A 15389-nucleotide genomic window follows, 5' to 3' on the forward strand; every position below is an offset into this window, starting at 1 on the left:
CCGCCCCCGAGCGGCGATTGGGCGAATCCGGCCGATCAGCCGTCTTCTCCGGACTCTGGTACGGCTGTTGCACTCCCTAGCCACCGGCAGTTCCCGGAATCGCTACGGTTGGAAATCGGAAATGATTCTTCGAGCCTATTCACGAGTCATTCTCCGATTCCGCGAAAAGACAGACGGGGGAATTGTCATGCTGCGTTCGATGACTGCCGGAACAGCGCTTCTCGGCGCTCTCGCGGTGTCCGCGCCGGCCCAGGCGCACCCGGAGTACGTGCCGAAACCGGACAAGATGATGGTGATCGACGTGGTCTCCGCGAACGGCTCGGGCTGCCCGGCCGGGACCGCGGAGATCCAGGTGTCGCCGGACTTCACCGCGTTCACGGTGACCTACGCGAACTACACGGCGCTGGTCGGGCCGACCGCCACGCCGCTGGACTTCCGCAAGAACTGTCAGCTCGCGCTCGACATCAAGGTGCCGGGCGGATTCACCTTCGCGATCGCCAGCGCCGACTACCGCGGATACGCCAGCCTGCGGCCCGGGTCGTACGGCCAGCAGGCGGCCAGCTACTACTTCCAGGGGCATTCCCGCACGACGCGCAGCCGGCACGACTTCAAAGGCCCGATGGAGGACTCGTGGCAGCGCACCGACAAGGTCGCGATCGCGTCGCTGAACTACCTGCCGTGCGGTGAACGGAAGTTCCTCAACATCAACACGGAATTGCGGGTGAATCGCGGGACGTCGGACACCAGGAAGCACACCAACTTCCTCTCCATGGACTCCACCGACGCCGCCATCAACACGCTCTACCGGGTGGCCTGGAAGAAATGCTAATCAGCGCGCTCGACGAAGGCCGCCCACGGGTCGTCGACCGGCCGCTCCACCCGCTGCGACGGCCGCGGGGCGACCGGCCGGGCCCGCCGGGCGGCCAGCAGGGCGGCCAGGGCCGTGGTGATCGGCACCGCGGCGACCAGGCCGATCGTGCCGACCGCGCTGCGGACCAGCTCCTGCGCGATGAGCTGGGAGGTGAGCACCTCGCCGACCGGGGTGTCGCCGGCCGCGAACAGCAACATCAACGGCAGTGAGGCGCCCGCGTACGCCAGCACGATCGTGTTGATCACCGAGGCGATGTGCGCCCGCCCGATCCGGGTCGCCGCGCCGTAGAGGCGGCGGAACCCGTACGCCGGATTGGCCGCCGCCAGCTCGGTGACCGTGGCCGACTGGGTGACCGTCACGTCGTCCAGCACGCCGAGCGACCCGATCACGATGCCGGCCAGCAGCAGGCCGCGCATGTTCACGTCGCCCTGGGTGATGGTCAGGAAGTTGGACGTCTCGTCGGCGACGCCGGTCAGGTGCACCGACCCGGTGGCGAGCGCGGCCAGGATCGCGGTGATCGCCAGGCTGGCCAGGGTGCCGGCCACCGCGATGGTCGTGGTGATCGACAACCCGTGCGTCAGATAGAGCACGATCAGCATGATCGCGGCGGCTCCGACCACCGCCACCAGCACCGGGGGCCGGCCGTCCAGGATGGCCGGCACGATGAACCACACCAGGATGCCGAAGGTGACCGCCAGCCCGGCCAGCGCCGTCACGCCCCGCCACCGGCCGAACGCGATCACCGCCAGGGCGAACGCCGCGCCGAGCAGCCACAGCTCGGTGCCCCGCTGGTGGTCGGAGATCGCGTAGGTGGTCTCGCCCTCGGCATTGAGCTCCAGCAGGATCACGTCGTCGCCGGCCGCCACCTCGGGCGCACCCGGCCCGTTCGGGACGTCGGTGGTGATCTGGGTGCCGGACGCCGAACCGCTGGTGAGCCGGACCGTCACGGTGCCGCAGTCCTCCAGCGGCGGGTCGCCCTCGGGCACCTCCGGGCACGGGGCCGGCTGGACCGCCACCACCTCGCCGGTCACCTGCACCGGACCGTCTCCGCCCCCGGCCGTGGCGGGAGCGTCCCGCGGCCACAGCAGGAACATGCCGGCCAGGGTCACCAGCACGGCCGGGATCAGCAGGAGCAGGGTGAGCCGCCGGGCGCCGGGGAACGCCGGGAGGTCGCCGTGCGCGTGGTGATGGTGGTCGGCCGGGCTCATCGTGCTCCTCGTCGCGGTCGGCGGGACGTCCTGCCGAACCGTACCCGGCGCCGGTCAGGAGGCCGAACGCTCCCGCCGTTTCGCCCGGTCCTCAGCGGATCGCCCGAAAACCAGCCAGAAGTCGGTGATCGCGAGAGTGAGCGCCGGACGCCGGCCGGCCAGATAGCCGAGCGGGCCGTCCGGCTCGGGACGCCAGGCCGCCGCCGCGGCACGCAGACCGGCCCGGCCGCGCACCGGGGTCCGGCGGACCTGCCCGCCGAGCGCCTGCGCCACCGTGAACCCGACCGGGAACCGGCCGGGCACCCGCCGTTTCAGCCGGACCAGCGCCGAACAGAACGGGGCGTCCGCCTCCGGGGCGGTGACGGTGGCGTCGACCAGCGGCTCGGTCTCCGCGTCGACGGTGAAGCCGGCCAGTTCCTTGGGGATGCCCCAGAGCCGGCGGCCGCCCTCCCGGGAGGCGACGCTGTCCACCCAGATGTCGGTGATGCTCACCCGGGGACGGCCGCGCTCGTGCACCAGGACGGCGCTGAGCAGCTCCTTGTAGTGCAGGACGCCGCCCGGCTCGTACGACACCCAGGCGGCGCCGACCGCGACCCGGCCGCCGACGGTGAGCGGGCGCACCGCGGCGCCCAGGACCGGGGGCAGCGCCGGCGCCTGCGACTTGGGCAGCAGGAAGACCGACAGATACATCTGACCGCGTAGATGCCAGGGCTCGGGCGGGTACATGCCCTCCACAGTGTCAGCCGGGACGGCCGCGCACCAGAGGTCAGTACCGGAATCGGGAGACCACCGCCTGCAACTGGTCGGCCGTGGTGGCCAGGTCGTCGGCCGCGGTCCGGGTCTCCCCCACGGTGGCGGTGGTCCGCCGGGTCGCGTCGGAGACCGTACCGATCGTCCTGGCGATGTCGCCGGCGCCGTGGGCCGCCTCGGTGAGCGTCCGGTTCATCTCCTGGGTGGTGGCGGTCTGCTGCTCGACCGCCGAGGCGATGGCCAGCTGGATGCCGTTGATCCGCTCGATGATCTCGGAGATCTCGCCGATCGCGGTGACCGCTCCGCTGGTGTCGGCCTGGATCGCCTGCACCCGCTGGGAGATGTCCTCGGTCGCCTTGGCCGTCTCCTGGGCCAGGTCCTTCACCTCGCCGGCGACCACCGCGAAGCCTTTGCCCACCTCGCCGGCCCGGGCCGCCTCGATGGTCGCGTTCAGGGCCAGCAGGTTCGTCTGCTCGGCGATGCTGGTGATCACCTTGACCACGGTGGCGATCTCCTCCGACGACGCCCCGAGCCGGGCCACGATCGCGTTGGTCTCCGAGGCGACCCGCACCGCCTGCGCGGCCACCTCGGTCGCCTCCGACGTGGAGACGCTGATGTCGCGGATCGCCGAGCCCATCTCGTGGGAGCCGGACGACACCACCTGAAGGTTGTGCGACACCGCGTCGGCCGCCGCGGCGACCGTGCCGGCCTGGCTGGACGCCTCGTTGGCGGCCGCGTCGACCGCGCCGGAGACCGAGCTCAGCCTCCCGGCGGCGCTCTGCAGGGTGCCCGCGCTGTCGGCGAGTTGCACCACGTCCGCGCGGAGCCGGCCCACCGCCTCGTCCAGCGAGGCCGCCATCCGGCCGATCTCGTCCCGGCTGCGCACCCCGGAGGTGCTGGTGAGATCGCCCTCGGCGAGCCGGTCCGCCAGCTGGGAGACGGCCTGCACGTTCCTGCTCACCCGGGCCGCGACCTGGAAGCCGATGACGACGCTGAGCAGGACGCCGACCGCCAGCAGGACACCGACCATCCAGACGGCACGATCACCGGCGGCCTCCGCGTCGTCGATGCTCCGCGCCGCCAGATCCATTCCGCGCTGCACCAGGGCGTCCTGATCGGCGGCGAGCGCGGCGCGCAACGCGTCGTACCGTTTGAGCCCTTCGGCGAGTTCGGCGGGCGTGGAGTCGGCGGCGCGGATCTGGCTAATGAAGGAGAGGTAGGCCTCCCAGTCGCTCTTCGCCTTGGCGACGGTCTCGTCCCCCGGCAGGTGGGTGTCCAGAACGCCGAAGGCGTCGGTGACCGCCTGCCGGTTCGCCGCCATCCCCTTCTGGATCCGGTCGGCCAGGGTGGGGTAGAGCTGCAGCGCCGAGACGTTTCCGCCGAACGCCTCGACATTGGTCCGGAACGCCCCGATCGCTGCCGCGACGCCCACGGACCGCTGTTGCGCCGCGGCGCTGTCCCGGTTCAGATCCCGGATGGTCGACACCGCCAGCACGCCGACCAGCAGTCCGCTCAGCGTCGCGATCAGCACCGCCAGGCCGATCTTGGCTCGCAGTGACCTGTCCTCGTAGATCCCACTCAGCCCCACCCCCGTAGTCTGCGGCCGGGAACGGCCGTAACGTGCCGACTCGACCCGATTGACGGATGGGGCTGGTGGGACTCAGGGTGCCGTGACGTCCGCCAGCGCCTGGAAGATGAGCCAGGTCGAGGTCGCTCCCGGGTCCTGGTGGCCGGCGCTGCGCTCGCCCAGGTAGGACGCCCGGCCCTTACGCGCGGTCAACGGCGTCGTGGCCCGTGCGCCCTCCCCGGCCGCCCGTGCCGCCGACGCCGCCACCTCCGGCAGCGCGGCGCCACCGGCCACCGCCTCGTCGAAGGCGTCCACCGCCGGGCGGAAGGCGTCCACGATCGTCTTGTCCCCCGGTTCGGCCCCGCCCAGCTTGCGGACCGCGTCCAGTCCGGCGTGCAGGGCGGAGGCCAGGTCGGCGAGGTCCGCCGACGGGGCGCCGGGCGGCAGCGCCTTGCCGACGGCACGCAAGGCACTGCCGTACAGCGGGCCGGACGCCCCGCCGACCTTGGAGATCAGGGTCGCGCCGGCCCGGACGAAGACGTCACCGACCGCGGTGAACTCGGCGCCCTCCAGAGCGGTGGACACCGCGGTGAAGCCACGGGACAGGTTGACCCCGTGGTCGCCGTCGCCGATCGCGGCGTCCAGGCGGGTCAGCTGATCGGTCTCGGCGGTCACCGACGCGGCGGCCGCGCGCAGCCAGGCCACGGCCAGGGCGACATCGAGGTACGTGCCCTCCACGTCAGACCCCCCAGCGCAGCCCGGGCGTACGGACCGGGGCGTCCCACAGGCGGATCATCTCGCCGGTCGCCTTCGCCACGGTGATCGAGCAGCCGGCCATGTCGAGGCTGGTGACGTAGTTGCCGACCAGGCGGCGGCCGATCTCGACCCCGCGCTCGGCGAGCACCGTGGCGACCTCGCCGAAGACCAGGTACAGCTCGATCAGCGGGGTCGCGCCCAGGCCGTTGACCAGCACGATCGTACGGTCGCCGGGGTTGAGGGGTTTGGCATCGAGGATCGCGTCGACGGCCGAGCGGACCAGCTCGCGGGCCGGGCGCAGTTTCTCGCGCCGCCGGCCGGGCTCGCCGTGGATGCCGACGCCGGCCTCGATCTCGTCGTCCGGCAGGTCGAATCCGGGCCGCCCGGAGGCGGGCGTGGTGCAGGCCGTCAGGGCGTACGCGAACGAGGCCGAAGCGGCGTTGACCTCGCGGCCGGCGGCCGCCACCTCGCCCAGCCCGGCGCCCTTCTCGGCGAGCGCCCCGGCGATCTTCTCGACCAGCAGGGTGGCGCCGGTGCCGCGGCGGCCTGCCGTCCACGTCGAGTTCTCCACCGCCACGTCGTCGTCGACCAGCACCGTCTCGACGGTGATCCCCTCGTCGGCGGCGAGTTCCGCGGCCATCCGGAAGTTCATCACGTCACCGGTGTAGTTCTTGACGATGTGGACGACCCCGGCGCCGCCGTCGACGGCCTTGGTGGCGGCCAGGATCTGGTCGGGGACCGGGGAGGTGAAGACCTCGCCCGGGCAGGCGGCGTCGAGCATGCCGGGGCCGACGAACCCGCCGTGCAGCGGCTCGTGCCCGGACCCGCCGCCGGAGACCAGCGCCACCTTGCCGGGGCGGGGCGCGTCGCCGCGTGCCACATACCGTTCCGCCGCGTCCACCCGCAGCTCGGGGTGGGCGGCGGCGAGACCGGCGAGCGCCTCGGCCACCACGTCGGCGGGATCGTTGATGAACTTCTTCACGGCCGGCTCCTTCCTTCGTCCCCTCAGCATGGTCGCGGTGAGCGATCCGGCCAAGGCTTTCCGTGACTACCATCGGGATCCATGGCGTACGTCGGGATCGTGCTCGTCTCACACAGTCCGGCGCTGGCGTCCGGCGTCCGCGACCTGCTCGCCCAGGTGGCCGGGCCGGACGTCCGGGTGGAGCCGGCCGGCGGCACCGACGACGGCGGGCTGGGCACCAGCGCCGGGCTGATCGAGGCGGCGATCGCCCGCGCCGAGGCCGGGGCCGGGGTGCTGATCCTCGCCGATCTGGGCAGCGCCGTCCTCACCACCCGGGCGGTGCTGGCTGAGCTGCCGGACGGTCCACTGCTGGTGGACGCACCGTTCGTCGAGGGCGCGGTGGCCGCCGCGGTCCTCGCCTCGACCGGCGCCGATCTCGCGACGGTCGCCGGCGCCGCCCGGGAGGCCCGCGATGTCGAGAAGTTCTGAGGTTCCGGTGGTTCTGCCGGCCGCGTTGCACGCCCGTCCGGCGGGTGCGGTGGTCCGGGTCGCGGCGAGTTTTCGATCGCCGGTCGAGGTGTGGCTGGGTGAGCGGTCCGCGAGCGCCCGGAGCGCGCTGCGGCTCATGTCGCTGGGCGCGGAGGCGGGCGCCACGGTGGTCGTGCGCGCCTCCGGCGACGACGCGGTGGCGGCGGCGCGGGCGGTCGCCGAAACGCTCCTCCTCTCGGAGTGATCGCCCGAAAGTTTCGGGCTGTGCTGCCTGGTGGTTCATGGACTGAACCGGTTGAGGTTTTCGGAACTTGTCGGTAGCGTTCCGGGGTGGAGTCGATCCCCGTCGATGCCTTCCAGATCCCCGACTGGAGTTCCCCATGAGACGATCCCGCGCGATCCTCACCGTACTGGCCAGCGGCGCCCTGACCGCCGGCGCGCTCACCGTCCTGTCCCCCGCGGCCGACGCGGCCACCACCCTCGGCGCGGCCGCCGCCGAGAAGGGCCGCTACTTCGGCACCGCGGTCTCGATCAACAGGCTGAGCGACGCGACCTACTCGAGCATCCTCAACCGCGAGTTCAACTCGGTCACGGCCGAGAACGAGATGAAAATCGACGCTCTCGAACCGCAACAGAACCAGTTCAACTACACCACCGCCGACCGGCTGATCACCCGCGCCAACGAGATAGGCGCCAAGGTCCGCGGTCACACGCTGGCCTGGCACTCACAGCAGCCCGGCTGGATGCAGAGCATGAGCGGCACCGCCCTGCGCAACGCCATGAAGAACCACATCACCCAGGTCATGACCCACTACAAGGGCAAGATCGACTCCTGGGACGTGGTGAACGAGGCGTTCGACGACGGCAACGGCGGCCGCCGCGACTCCAACCTGCAGCGCACCGGCAACGACTGGATCGAGGACGCGTTCAAGACCGCGCGCGCCGCCGACCCGGCCGCCAAACTCTGCTACAACGACTACAACACCGACAACTGGACCTGGGCCAAGACGCAGGGCGTCTACAACATGGTCAAGGACTTCAAGGCGCGCGGTGTGCCGATCGACTGCGTCGGCTTCCAATCGCACTTCAACAGCGGCTCGCCGTACCCGGGCAACTACCGCACCACCCTGCAGAACTTCGCCGATCTCGGCGTCGACGTGCAGATCACCGAGCTCGACATCGAGGGCTCCGGCACCACACAGGCGAACACGTACGCCAATGTGGTCCGCGACTGCCTGGCCGTCACCCGGTGCAACGGCATCACCGTGTGGGGCATCCGCGACAGCGACTCGTGGCGGGCCAGTGGGACCCCGCTGCTGTTCGACGCGAACGGCAACCCCAAGCAGGCCTACACCGCGACCCTGGCGGCGTTCGGCGGCTCCACGTCGTCACCGTCGCCGTCCACATCGTCGTCGGCTTCGGTGTCCCCGTCTCCGTCGGTCAGCCAGTCCACCGGCACCCGCGCGTGCACCGCGACCGTCACGGTCAACGCCTGGACCGGCGGCTTCGTGACCAGCGTCAAGGTCACCGCCGGCTCCGCGCCCCTGACCGGCTGGACAGCCGGCCTGACCCTGCCCGCCGGCAGCGCCGTCACCAACACGTGGAGCGCCACCGCGGCCGGCACGAGCGGCGCCGTCTCCTTCACGAACGTCGGCTACAACGGCACGGTCCCCGCCGGCGGCACCACCGAGTTCGGCTTCCAGGGCACCGGCAGCGCCCCGTCCACGACGGCCACCTGCACCGCCCGCTGACTCCCGACCACCCACCGCCGCGCGGCCTGCCCTTCCCGGGCCGCGCGGCGGTTCCTCGACCCCACCGGTGGTCACCGCAGGCGAGTCCCGCTCCACACCTTCGCCGGTACGCGTGACCGCGCCCCCACCTCGTTCGGACCGTCCCGTCCGTCCACCGCGATCCGTCAGAGCAGACTCTGGAACTCCGCGGTCGTCAGGCCCGCCTGACGCAGTATGGAGGCCAGCGTGCCCCGTTTGACGGTGGAATGCTGGGGCACGACCACCACCCGCCCGTTGGGATGCTGATAGACGGCGTGGCTGCCCTTCGTCCGCATGTGAACAAAGCCCGCCTTCGTAAGCGCTTGCAGCACCTTCCGAAGCGGGAGATCCGCCAGTGCGGGACTCATGCGGCCGAGGCGACCTGGAACGAGGTGACGAACGGTGTCGCCTCGATCTGGGGTTGCGACACCTGATCGAGGTAGAGCTCGACGGCCTCCTGGAGATTCACCAGCGCCTCTTCCAGGGACGTGCCCTGGCTCGCCACATCGAGTTCCAGACAGCGGGCGACGTACCAGTCGTCCTCTTGGTGAACAGCGGCTGTCAGCGTCCGGACCATCGATATCCTCCCACCGTCGTGCCGTCGTCCCATGCTAGTGGGTGACGAAACCGGTCAGGTGGGGATGGCGGGAGGTGACCGTGAAGGTCCAGCCGTCCGGGGCCGGGGTGGCGGCGAAACGGGCGGACCCCGGCAGGAGCAGGGGCTTCTTGAAGGAGACGTCGACCGTGTACGCGTCCGGCAGGCGACCCTCCAGCGCCGCCAGGCAGCGGGCCTTGGTCCACATCCCGTGGGCGATCGGGCGCGGAAAGCCGAAGAGGCGGGCCCCCAGCCGGGACGTGTGGATGGGGTTACGGTCGCCGGAGACGGCCGCGTAGTCGCCACCGGCACGGGACGGCACCCGCCAGACGGCGCCACCGGACGGCGGCGGATCGTTGTCGACCGGGCGCGGGCCGGGGCGGTCACCACCCAGGCGGAGATATGTGGAGACGCCCCGCCACACCTCCGCGCCGCCGGCCGTGGCCGTGGCGACGACGTCGAACCGGCGGCCGCGCGGATGGTCGCGCAGCTCGGTGGCGTGCACCGACAGGTCGAAGGTCGCGCCGGCGGACAGCGGCCGGCGCACCGTGATCCGGTTGGCGAGGTGCACCAGTCCGATCAGCGGGAACGGGAAGCCGGGCATCGTCATCAGGCGCATGGCCAGCGGAAACGCCAGCACGTGCGGATAGGTCGCGGGCAGCGTGTCGGTGAGCCGGAATCCGCACACCCGGTCGTACGCGGCCAGATGCCCCCGGTCGACCGTCACCCCGCGGCGCAGCACCTCCACGTCCGGCAGGGTGTCGCCGCACCGGGCGCCGGGGAGCAGCCCGAGGGCGGCGCGGGCGTACGCCGCCGTGGTGCCCGGCCCGTCGCCGATCTCCACGACCACCACCATGTCAGGCTCCCAGCAGGCTCTGACCGCAGACCCGGACGACGTTGCCGGTGATCGTCGCCGACCCGGGTGCGGCGAGCCACGCGATCGTCTCGGCCACGTCGGCCGGCAGGCCGCCCTGGGACAGGCTGTTGAGCCGCCGCCCGGCCTCGCGCAGTCCGGCCGGCATCTTCGCGGTCATCGCCGTCTCGATGAAGCCGGGCGCCACCGCGTTGATGGTGATGCCTTGCGGGAGCAGCACCGGGGCGTAGGCCTGGACCATCCCGATCACACCGGCCTTGCTGGTGGCGTAGTTGGTCTGCCCCCGGTTGCCGGCGATGCCCGCGATCGAGGCGACGCCGACGATCCGCCCGCCGGACGGGATGAGCCCGCGTTCCAGCAGCACTTCGTCGACCCGTTCGGGTGCGGTCAGGTTGACGCCGATCACCGCGTCCCACCGGTCCGCGGACATCCGGGCGATCGTCTTGTCCCGGGTGATGCCGGCGTTGTGGACGACGATGTCGACGCCGGCGTGCGGTCCGGCGGCCAGGTATCCGGCGAGCCGGGCGGGCGCGCCGGCGGCGGTGAGGTCGAGTTGCAGCGCCCGGCCGCGGGTCTCGTTGGCGACGTCGGCGAGCGCGTCGCCGGCGGCCGGCACGTCCAGCGCGATGACGTCGGCGCCGTCGCGGGCCAGCACCCGGGCGATGGCCGCGCCGATCCCCCGCGCGGCGCCGGTGACCAGGGCGAGTTTGCCGTCGAGGGGCCGTTCCCAGTCGGCCGTGGCGGGCACGTCGCCGGCGCCGGCCCGGATGACCTGCCCGGAGACGTAGGCCGACCGGCCGCTCAGCAGGAACCGCAGCGTCGACTCGATCGCCTGCTCACCGCCGGGCGCCACGTGGACGAGCTGGGCGGTCACCCCGCGCCCGAACTCCTTGCCGATGCTGCGGGTCAGGCCTTCCAGGCTCCGCTGCGCGGTCGCCTCGGCCGGCGAGGCGGTGGCTTCCGGTGGGGTGCCCAGCACCAGCACGCGGCCGGAGACCTGCACCGAGCGGGCGTACGGGTGGAAGAAGTCGTAGAGCGCCCGCAGCCCGGTGCTGTCGGTGATCCCGGTGGCGTCGAAGACGAGCGCGCCCACCCGTACACCCTCGGGGGTCTGCTCGACAACCTCCGCGCCCGCCGCCTCGATCATCTTGCGGACCGGCTCGGAGAGGCGGCCGCCGGGCGCCGCACCGAGCAGGACCGGCCCGGTGATGGGCGGATCGCCGGGCTGGTGACGCCGCAGCCGGGGCGGATCAGGCAGCCCGAGTCGCTTGACCACGGTCCGGCCGAGACCGGAGTTGGCGAAGTTCGCGTACCTGTCAGCCATGCGGGTAGCGTACCGGTGAGTAACCGAGATTCTTCGATGTGGAGGAAGTCGTGGTGGACGTGCGCCGTGTGGCCGTGCTGGGCGGGAACCGGATTCCGTTCGCCCGGTCCAACAGCCGCTACGCCGAGGCCTCGAACCAGGACATGCTGACCGCCGCGCTGGACGGGCTGATCGCCCGGTTCGGGCTGGCCGGTGAGCGGCTGGGCGAGGTCGTCGCGGGCGCCGTGCTCAAGCACTCCCGCGACTTCAACCTCACCCGGGAGACCGTGCTCGGCTCGCGGCTCGACCCGCGCACTCCCGCCTACGACATCCAGCAGGCGTGCGGGACCGGCCTGGAGGCGGCCGTCCTGGTCGCCAACAAGATCGCGCTCGGGCAGATCGACGCCGGAGTGGCCGGCGGTGTGGACACCACCTCGGACGCTCCGTTGCAGGTCAACGAGGACATGCGGCGTGCCCTGCTGGAGCTGAACCGGGCACGGGGCCTCGGCGACCGGCTCAGGGCGGTGGCCAAGCTGCGCCCGCAGCACGCGGTCCGGCCGGAGTTGCCGCGCAACGCCGAGCCGCGGACCGGGCTGTCGATGGGCGAGCACGCGGCGGTCACGGCCCTGCGGTGGAACATCGGGCGCGAGGCTCAGGACGAGCTGGCTCTGACTTCGCATCAGCGGCTCGCGGAGGCGTACGATCGCGGCTTCTTCGATGATCTTCTGACGCCCTATCTGGGGCTGACCCGGGATCAGAACCTGCGGCCCGACAGCAGTCTGGAGAAGCTTTCGAAGCTGAAGCCGGTGTACGGCAAGGAGAACGCGACGATGACGGCGGGCAACTCGACGCCGCTCACCGACGGCGCCTCGGCCGTGCTGCTCGCCTCCGAGGAGTGGGCGGCCGCGCGCTCGCTGCCGGTGCTGGCGTGGTTCACCGATTCGGAGACCGCCGCCGTGGACTACGTGCACGGCGACGAGGGCCTGCTGATGGCGCCCGCCTACGCGGTCCCCCGGATGCTGGCCCGCAACGGCCTCACCCTCCAGGACTTCGACTACTACGAGATCCACGAGGCGTTCGCGTCGCAGGTGCTGGCGACGCTGGCCGCGTGGGAGTCGCCGGAGTTCTGCAAGGAGAAGCTGGGCCTGGACGCCCCGCTCGGCCCGATCGACCGGGCGAGACTCAACGTCAACGGTTCCTCGCTGGCGGCCGGGCACCCGTTCGCGGCGACCGGCGGCCGCATCGTCGCGTCACTGGCCAAGCAGCTCGCACAGAAGGGCTCCGGCCGCGGCCTGATCTCCATCTGCGCGGCCGGCGGCCAGGGCGTGGTCGCCATCCTGGAGCGCTGAGACGCATCGACGGGGGTTGTCCCGGAAGTTACGCGCTCGTAAGGTTACCGGCGAGTTCGTCCGCTGGCTGAAAGGCTGATCCGCCGTGGAGTTCTGGCTCGATCTGAACGACGAACAGCGCGAGCTGCGTGACTGGGTGCACGGCTTCGCCGAGTCGGTGATCCGGCCCGCGGCCGCCGAGTGGGACGAGCGGGAGGAGACTCCCTGGCCGGTCCTGCAGGAGGCCGCGAAGATCGGCCTGTACGGGTTCGAGTTCCTCGCCAACACCTGGTCGGACACGTCCGGGCTGAGCCTGCCGATCGCCAACGAGGAACTGTTCTGGGGCGACGGCGGCATCGGCATGGCGATCTCCGGGACGTCGCTCGCGGTGGCCGCCATCTTCGGGTCGGGCACCCCGGATCAGCTGGTCGAGTGGGTGCCGCAGTGTTTCGGCGACGCCGACGACCCGAAGGTGGGCGCGTTCTGCAGCACCGAGCCGGAGGCCGGGTCGGACGTGGCGGCGATGCGCACCCGGGCGGTCTACCACGAGGCGTCCGACGAGTGGGTGATCAGCGGGCAGAAGGCGTACGCCACGAACGGTGGGATCGCCGACGTGCACGTGGTGACGGCCAGTGTGGACCCGTCGCTGGGCTCCCGCGGGCAGGCCGCGTTCATCGTCCCGCCGGGCACGAGGGGCCTGGTGGGCACGAGGAAGCTGAAGAAGCTGGGGCTGCGGGCCTCGCACACCGCCGACGTGTTCCTCGACGACGTCCGGGTGCCCGGAAGCTGCCTGCTGGGCGGCAAGGAGGCCCTGGACAAGCGGCTCGCCCGGGCCCGGGACGGGCACAAGCGGTCCGGCCAGGCGGCGATGCGGACCTTCGAGCTGTCCCGGCCGGCGGTGGGCGCGCAGGCGATCGGCATCGCCCGGGCCGCCTACGAGTACGCGCTGGAGTACGCGAAGACCCGGGTCCAGTTCGGCCGCCCGATCATCGAGAACCAGGCGATCGCGTTCGCGCTGGCCGACATGCGGATGGAGATCGACGCGGCGCGGCTGCTGGTGTGGCGGGCCGCGTGGATGGGCCGCAACGAGAAGCCGTTCACCGCGGGCGAGGGTTCGATGTCGAAGCTGAAGGCCGGTGAGGTGGCGGTCGCGGTCACCGAGAAGGCGATCCAGATCCTCGGCGGGGCCGGCTATCTGCGGGAGCATCCGGTGGAGCGGATGTTCCGGGACGCCAAGATCTACACGATCTTCGAGGGCACGTCGGAGATCCAGCGTCTGGTGATCGCCCGGGCCGTCTCCGGCGTACAGATCAGGTGACCGGCCGTGGACTGGGCGTTCATCGCGGCGACCATGGCGAGACGCGGCCTGCTGACGCCGGGCCGCCCGGACCGGATCGTCCGGCAGTTCGCGTCCCTCGGCCGGTGGGGGTTCGGTCTCGCCGGTGAGCTGCGGCAGGCCGCGTCACGCAGCCCGGACCGGGTGGCGGTGATCGACGACGAGCGCACGGTGACCTACACCGAGCTGCTGGACCGCGCCGGGCGCCTGGCCCGCGCCCTGCCGGTGAAGCCGGGCGAACGGGTCGGCCTGCTCTGCCGCAACTCGGCCCGGATGATCGAGGCGCTGATCGGGGTGACCATCCTGGGCGCCGATCCGGTGCTGGTCAACACCGGCCTGTCGGCGCACCAGCTGGACGCGGTCGGCCGGGAGCAGGAGCTGTCCGCGCTGATCCACGACGACGAGTTCACCGACCGGGTGGGGATGCTCGACTGCACGCTGGACGAGCGGCGTGTGGAGCAGCTGATCGCGGCGGCGCCGGACGGCCCGCCGGCCCCGCCGGGGCGGCCCGGCCGGACCATCGTGCTCACCTCCGGTACCACCGGTGTGCCGAAGGGTGCCCGGCGGCCCACCCCGGGCGGTTTCCGGCCGCTCTGCTCGGTGATCGACCGGATCCCGTTGCGGGCCGGCGACCGCATCATGATCGCGGCGCCGCTCTTCCACACCTGGGGCTTCGCCGGGATGCAGATCGCGCTGGCGCTGCGGGCCACCATCGTGCTGCGCCGCCGCTTCGACCCGGCGGACACCCGCACCGCTCTGGCGGAACACCGGGTGGACGGCCTCGTCGCCGTACCGGTGATGGTGCGGCAGCTGATGGATCTGGAACCCGGCGGCGAGCCGCGGACCTTGCGGGTGGCCGCGGTGAGCGGTTCGGCCCTGCCGGGCGGCCTGGCCACCCGCTTCATGGACCGGTACGGCGACGTCCTCTACAACCTGTACGGCTCGACCGAGGCCTCCTGGGTCTCCATCGCCACCCCGGCCGACCTGCGCGCCGACCCGGCCACCGCGGGCCGCCCGCCGTACGGGACGCGGGTCGTGGTCCTCGGCGACGACGACCGCCCGGCGCCGCCCGGCGTCACCGGCCGGATCTTCGTCGGCAACGAGATGCTGTTCGAGGGTTACACCGGCGACCGGCCGGCGAGCGAGATGGTGGAGGGGCTGCTCGGCATCGGCGACGTGGGCCACTTCGACGCCGACGGCCGGCTGTTCGTGGACGGCCGCGCCGACGACATGATCGTCTCCGGTGGGGAGAACGTCTTCCCGGCCGAGGTGGAGGATCTGCTTGCCGCGTTGCCGCAGGTCCGCGAGGTGGCGGTGATCGGTGTGCCGGACCCGGAGTGGGGTCAGCGGCTGGCCGCCTACCTGGTGGTGAGCCCGGGCGGGCAGCTGGACGCCGAGGCGGTCCGCGAGCACGTGCGGCGGCACCGGGCCCGGTTCTGCGTGCCCCGGGACGTGGTCTTCCTGGGCGAGTTGCCGCGCAACGCCACCGGCAAGGTGCTGACCCGGGAGTTGCCCCGGTCCGCGCCGGGGTGACCGGCGGCCGGCGCAACGGCTGACCGGACGTTTTCCTCCAGCCGCACCA

The 15389-nt window shown here is 72.1% G+C and carries 16 protein-coding genes; 7 read left to right on the forward strand and 9 right to left on the reverse strand.

Annotation, left to right across the window (positions count from 1 at the left end):
- Window positions 1-199: 199 nt before the first annotated feature.
- Window positions 200-829 carry a DUF4360 domain-containing protein gene (locus tag AB0I88_RS01835; RefSeq protein ID WP_361017239.1) on the forward strand — a complete coding sequence of 210 codons (630 nt, stop codon included), beginning with the start codon at window positions 200-202 and terminating at the stop codon, window positions 827-829.
- Here the strand turns inward: AB0I88_RS01835 and AB0I88_RS01840 are convergent.
- The 5 genes from AB0I88_RS01840 to dhaK all read right to left on the reverse strand — a co-directional run bounded on the left by AB0I88_RS01840 (window position 826) and on the right by dhaK (window position 6134).
- Window positions 826-2079, reverse strand: a complete 1254-nt coding sequence (locus AB0I88_RS01840; protein ID WP_361017240.1) for a YibE/F family protein — start codon at window positions 2077-2079, stop codon at window positions 826-828. The two genes, AB0I88_RS01835 and AB0I88_RS01840, sit on opposite strands and share 4 nt — an antisense overlap.
- Window positions 2080-2133: 54 nt before the next feature.
- The gene (locus tag AB0I88_RS01845; RefSeq protein ID WP_361017242.1) at window positions 2134-2805 is read right to left on the reverse strand and encodes an acetoacetate decarboxylase family protein; all 672 of its coding nucleotides are present in this window, start codon (window positions 2803-2805) and stop codon (window positions 2134-2136) included.
- Between the two features lie 40 nt (window positions 2806-2845).
- Complete coding sequence (locus AB0I88_RS01850; RefSeq protein ID WP_361017244.1) at window positions 2846-4417, reverse strand: methyl-accepting chemotaxis protein; 1572 nt, start codon at window positions 4415-4417, stop codon at window positions 2846-2848.
- 72 nt (window positions 4418-4489) lie between these two features.
- On the reverse strand, window positions 4490-5134 hold the full coding sequence (dhaL, locus tag AB0I88_RS01855) for a dihydroxyacetone kinase subunit DhaL (RefSeq protein ID WP_361017245.1): 645 nt from the start codon (window positions 5132-5134) through the stop codon (window positions 4490-4492).
- A gap of 1 nt (window position 5135) precedes the next feature.
- Complete coding sequence (dhaK, locus tag AB0I88_RS01860) at window positions 5136-6134, reverse strand: dihydroxyacetone kinase subunit DhaK (RefSeq protein WP_361017247.1); 999 nt, start codon at window positions 6132-6134, stop codon at window positions 5136-5138.
- Window positions 6135-6215: 81 nt separating this feature from the next.
- Between dhaK and dhaM the strand changes: the two genes are divergently transcribed.
- The 3 genes from dhaM (at window position 6216) to AB0I88_RS01875 (ending at window position 8353) form a co-directional block, all read left to right on the forward strand.
- On the forward strand, window positions 6216-6602 hold the full coding sequence (gene dhaM / locus AB0I88_RS01865; protein WP_361017249.1) for a dihydroxyacetone kinase phosphoryl donor subunit DhaM: 387 nt from the start codon (window positions 6216-6218) through the stop codon (window positions 6600-6602).
- Window positions 6586-6846 (forward strand): HPr family phosphocarrier protein, encoded by a 261-nt coding sequence (locus AB0I88_RS01870; RefSeq protein ID WP_361017251.1) that lies wholly within the window; start codon window positions 6586-6588, stop codon window positions 6844-6846. The genes dhaM and AB0I88_RS01870 overlap by 17 nt, the downstream gene beginning before the upstream one ends.
- A 136-nt stretch (window positions 6847-6982) precedes the next feature.
- Window positions 6983-8353 (forward strand): endo-1,4-beta-xylanase, encoded by a 1371-nt coding sequence (locus tag AB0I88_RS01875; protein WP_361017253.1) that lies wholly within the window; start codon window positions 6983-6985, stop codon window positions 8351-8353.
- A gap of 164 nt (window positions 8354-8517) precedes the next feature.
- On the opposite strand, the gene AB0I88_RS01880 is transcribed toward AB0I88_RS01875, so the two are convergent.
- The 4 genes from AB0I88_RS01880 to AB0I88_RS01895 are packed head-to-tail and all read right to left on the reverse strand — an operon-like array spanning window position 8518 to window position 11164.
- A complete protein-coding gene (locus tag AB0I88_RS01880) occupies window positions 8518-8739 on the reverse strand; it encodes a type II toxin-antitoxin system HicA family toxin (RefSeq protein WP_361017255.1) in 222 nt (73 codons plus the stop codon).
- On the reverse strand, window positions 8736-8948 hold the full coding sequence (locus AB0I88_RS01885) for a type II toxin-antitoxin system HicB family antitoxin (protein WP_361017257.1): 213 nt from the start codon (window positions 8946-8948) through the stop codon (window positions 8736-8738). Before AB0I88_RS01885 ends, AB0I88_RS01880 begins: the two co-directional genes overlap by 4 nt.
- 34 nt (window positions 8949-8982) lie before the next feature.
- Entirely contained in the window at window positions 8983-9822 is an 840-nt protein-coding gene (locus AB0I88_RS01890) for a MaoC/PaaZ C-terminal domain-containing protein (protein ID WP_361017259.1), read from the reverse strand.
- A 1-nt stretch (window position 9823) separates the two neighbouring features.
- Window positions 9824-11164, reverse strand: coding sequence for a 3-oxoacyl-ACP reductase (locus AB0I88_RS01895; protein WP_361017261.1), 1341 nt, complete (start codon window positions 11162-11164; stop codon window positions 9824-9826).
- A 50-nt stretch (window positions 11165-11214) separates the two neighbouring features.
- Between AB0I88_RS01895 and AB0I88_RS01900 the strand changes: the two genes are divergently transcribed.
- From AB0I88_RS01900 to AB0I88_RS01910, 3 genes are all read left to right on the forward strand, one after another.
- Complete coding sequence (locus tag AB0I88_RS01900) at window positions 11215-12492, forward strand: acetyl-CoA C-acetyltransferase (protein WP_361017529.1); 1278 nt, start codon at window positions 11215-11217, stop codon at window positions 12490-12492.
- A gap of 85 nt (window positions 12493-12577) precedes the next feature.
- The gene (locus AB0I88_RS01905; RefSeq protein ID WP_361017263.1) at window positions 12578-13789 is read left to right on the forward strand and encodes an acyl-CoA dehydrogenase family protein; all 1212 of its coding nucleotides are present in this window, start codon (window positions 12578-12580) and stop codon (window positions 13787-13789) included.
- Between the two features lie 6 nt (window positions 13790-13795).
- On the forward strand, window positions 13796-15340 hold the full coding sequence (locus tag AB0I88_RS01910) for an AMP-binding protein (protein WP_361017265.1): 1545 nt from the start codon (window positions 13796-13798) through the stop codon (window positions 15338-15340).
- The last annotated feature ends 49 nt before the right edge of the window (window positions 15341-15389 follow it).

It is taken from the genome of Actinoplanes sp. NPDC049802, assembly GCF_040656595.1.
Lineage (GTDB): Bacteria > Actinomycetota > Actinomycetes > Mycobacteriales > Micromonosporaceae > Actinoplanes.

What these genes read in the sequence shown, in the direction of transcription:
- AB0I88_RS01835 (WP_361017239.1), top strand. Translation starts at nt 200, where the DNA reads ATGACTGCCGGAACAGCGCTTCTCGGCGCTCTCGCGGTGTCCGCGCCG.
- AB0I88_RS01840 (WP_361017240.1), bottom strand. Translation starts at nt 2,079, where the DNA reads ATGAGCCCGGCCGACCACCATCACCACGCGCACGGCGACCTCCCGGCG.
- AB0I88_RS01845 (WP_361017242.1), bottom strand. Translation starts at nt 2,805, where the DNA reads ATGTACCCGCCCGAGCCCTGGCATCTACGCGGTCAGATGTATCTGTCG.
- dhaM (WP_361017249.1), top strand. Translation starts at nt 6,216, where the DNA reads ATGGCGTACGTCGGGATCGTGCTCGTCTCACACAGTCCGGCGCTGGCG.
- AB0I88_RS01870 (WP_361017251.1), top strand. Translation starts at nt 6,586, where the DNA reads ATGTCGAGAAGTTCTGAGGTTCCGGTGGTTCTGCCGGCCGCGTTGCAC.
- AB0I88_RS01875 (WP_361017253.1), top strand. Translation starts at nt 6,983, where the DNA reads ATGAGACGATCCCGCGCGATCCTCACCGTACTGGCCAGCGGCGCCCTG.
- AB0I88_RS01880 (WP_361017255.1), bottom strand. Translation starts at nt 8,739, where the DNA reads ATGAGTCCCGCACTGGCGGATCTCCCGCTTCGGAAGGTGCTGCAAGCG.
- AB0I88_RS01885 (WP_361017257.1), bottom strand. Translation starts at nt 8,948, where the DNA reads ATGGTCCGGACGCTGACAGCCGCTGTTCACCAAGAGGACGACTGGTAC.
- AB0I88_RS01890 (WP_361017259.1), bottom strand. Translation starts at nt 9,822, where the DNA reads ATGGTGGTGGTCGTGGAGATCGGCGACGGGCCGGGCACCACGGCGGCG.
- AB0I88_RS01895 (WP_361017261.1), bottom strand. Translation starts at nt 11,164, where the DNA reads ATGGCTGACAGGTACGCGAACTTCGCCAACTCCGGTCTCGGCCGGACC.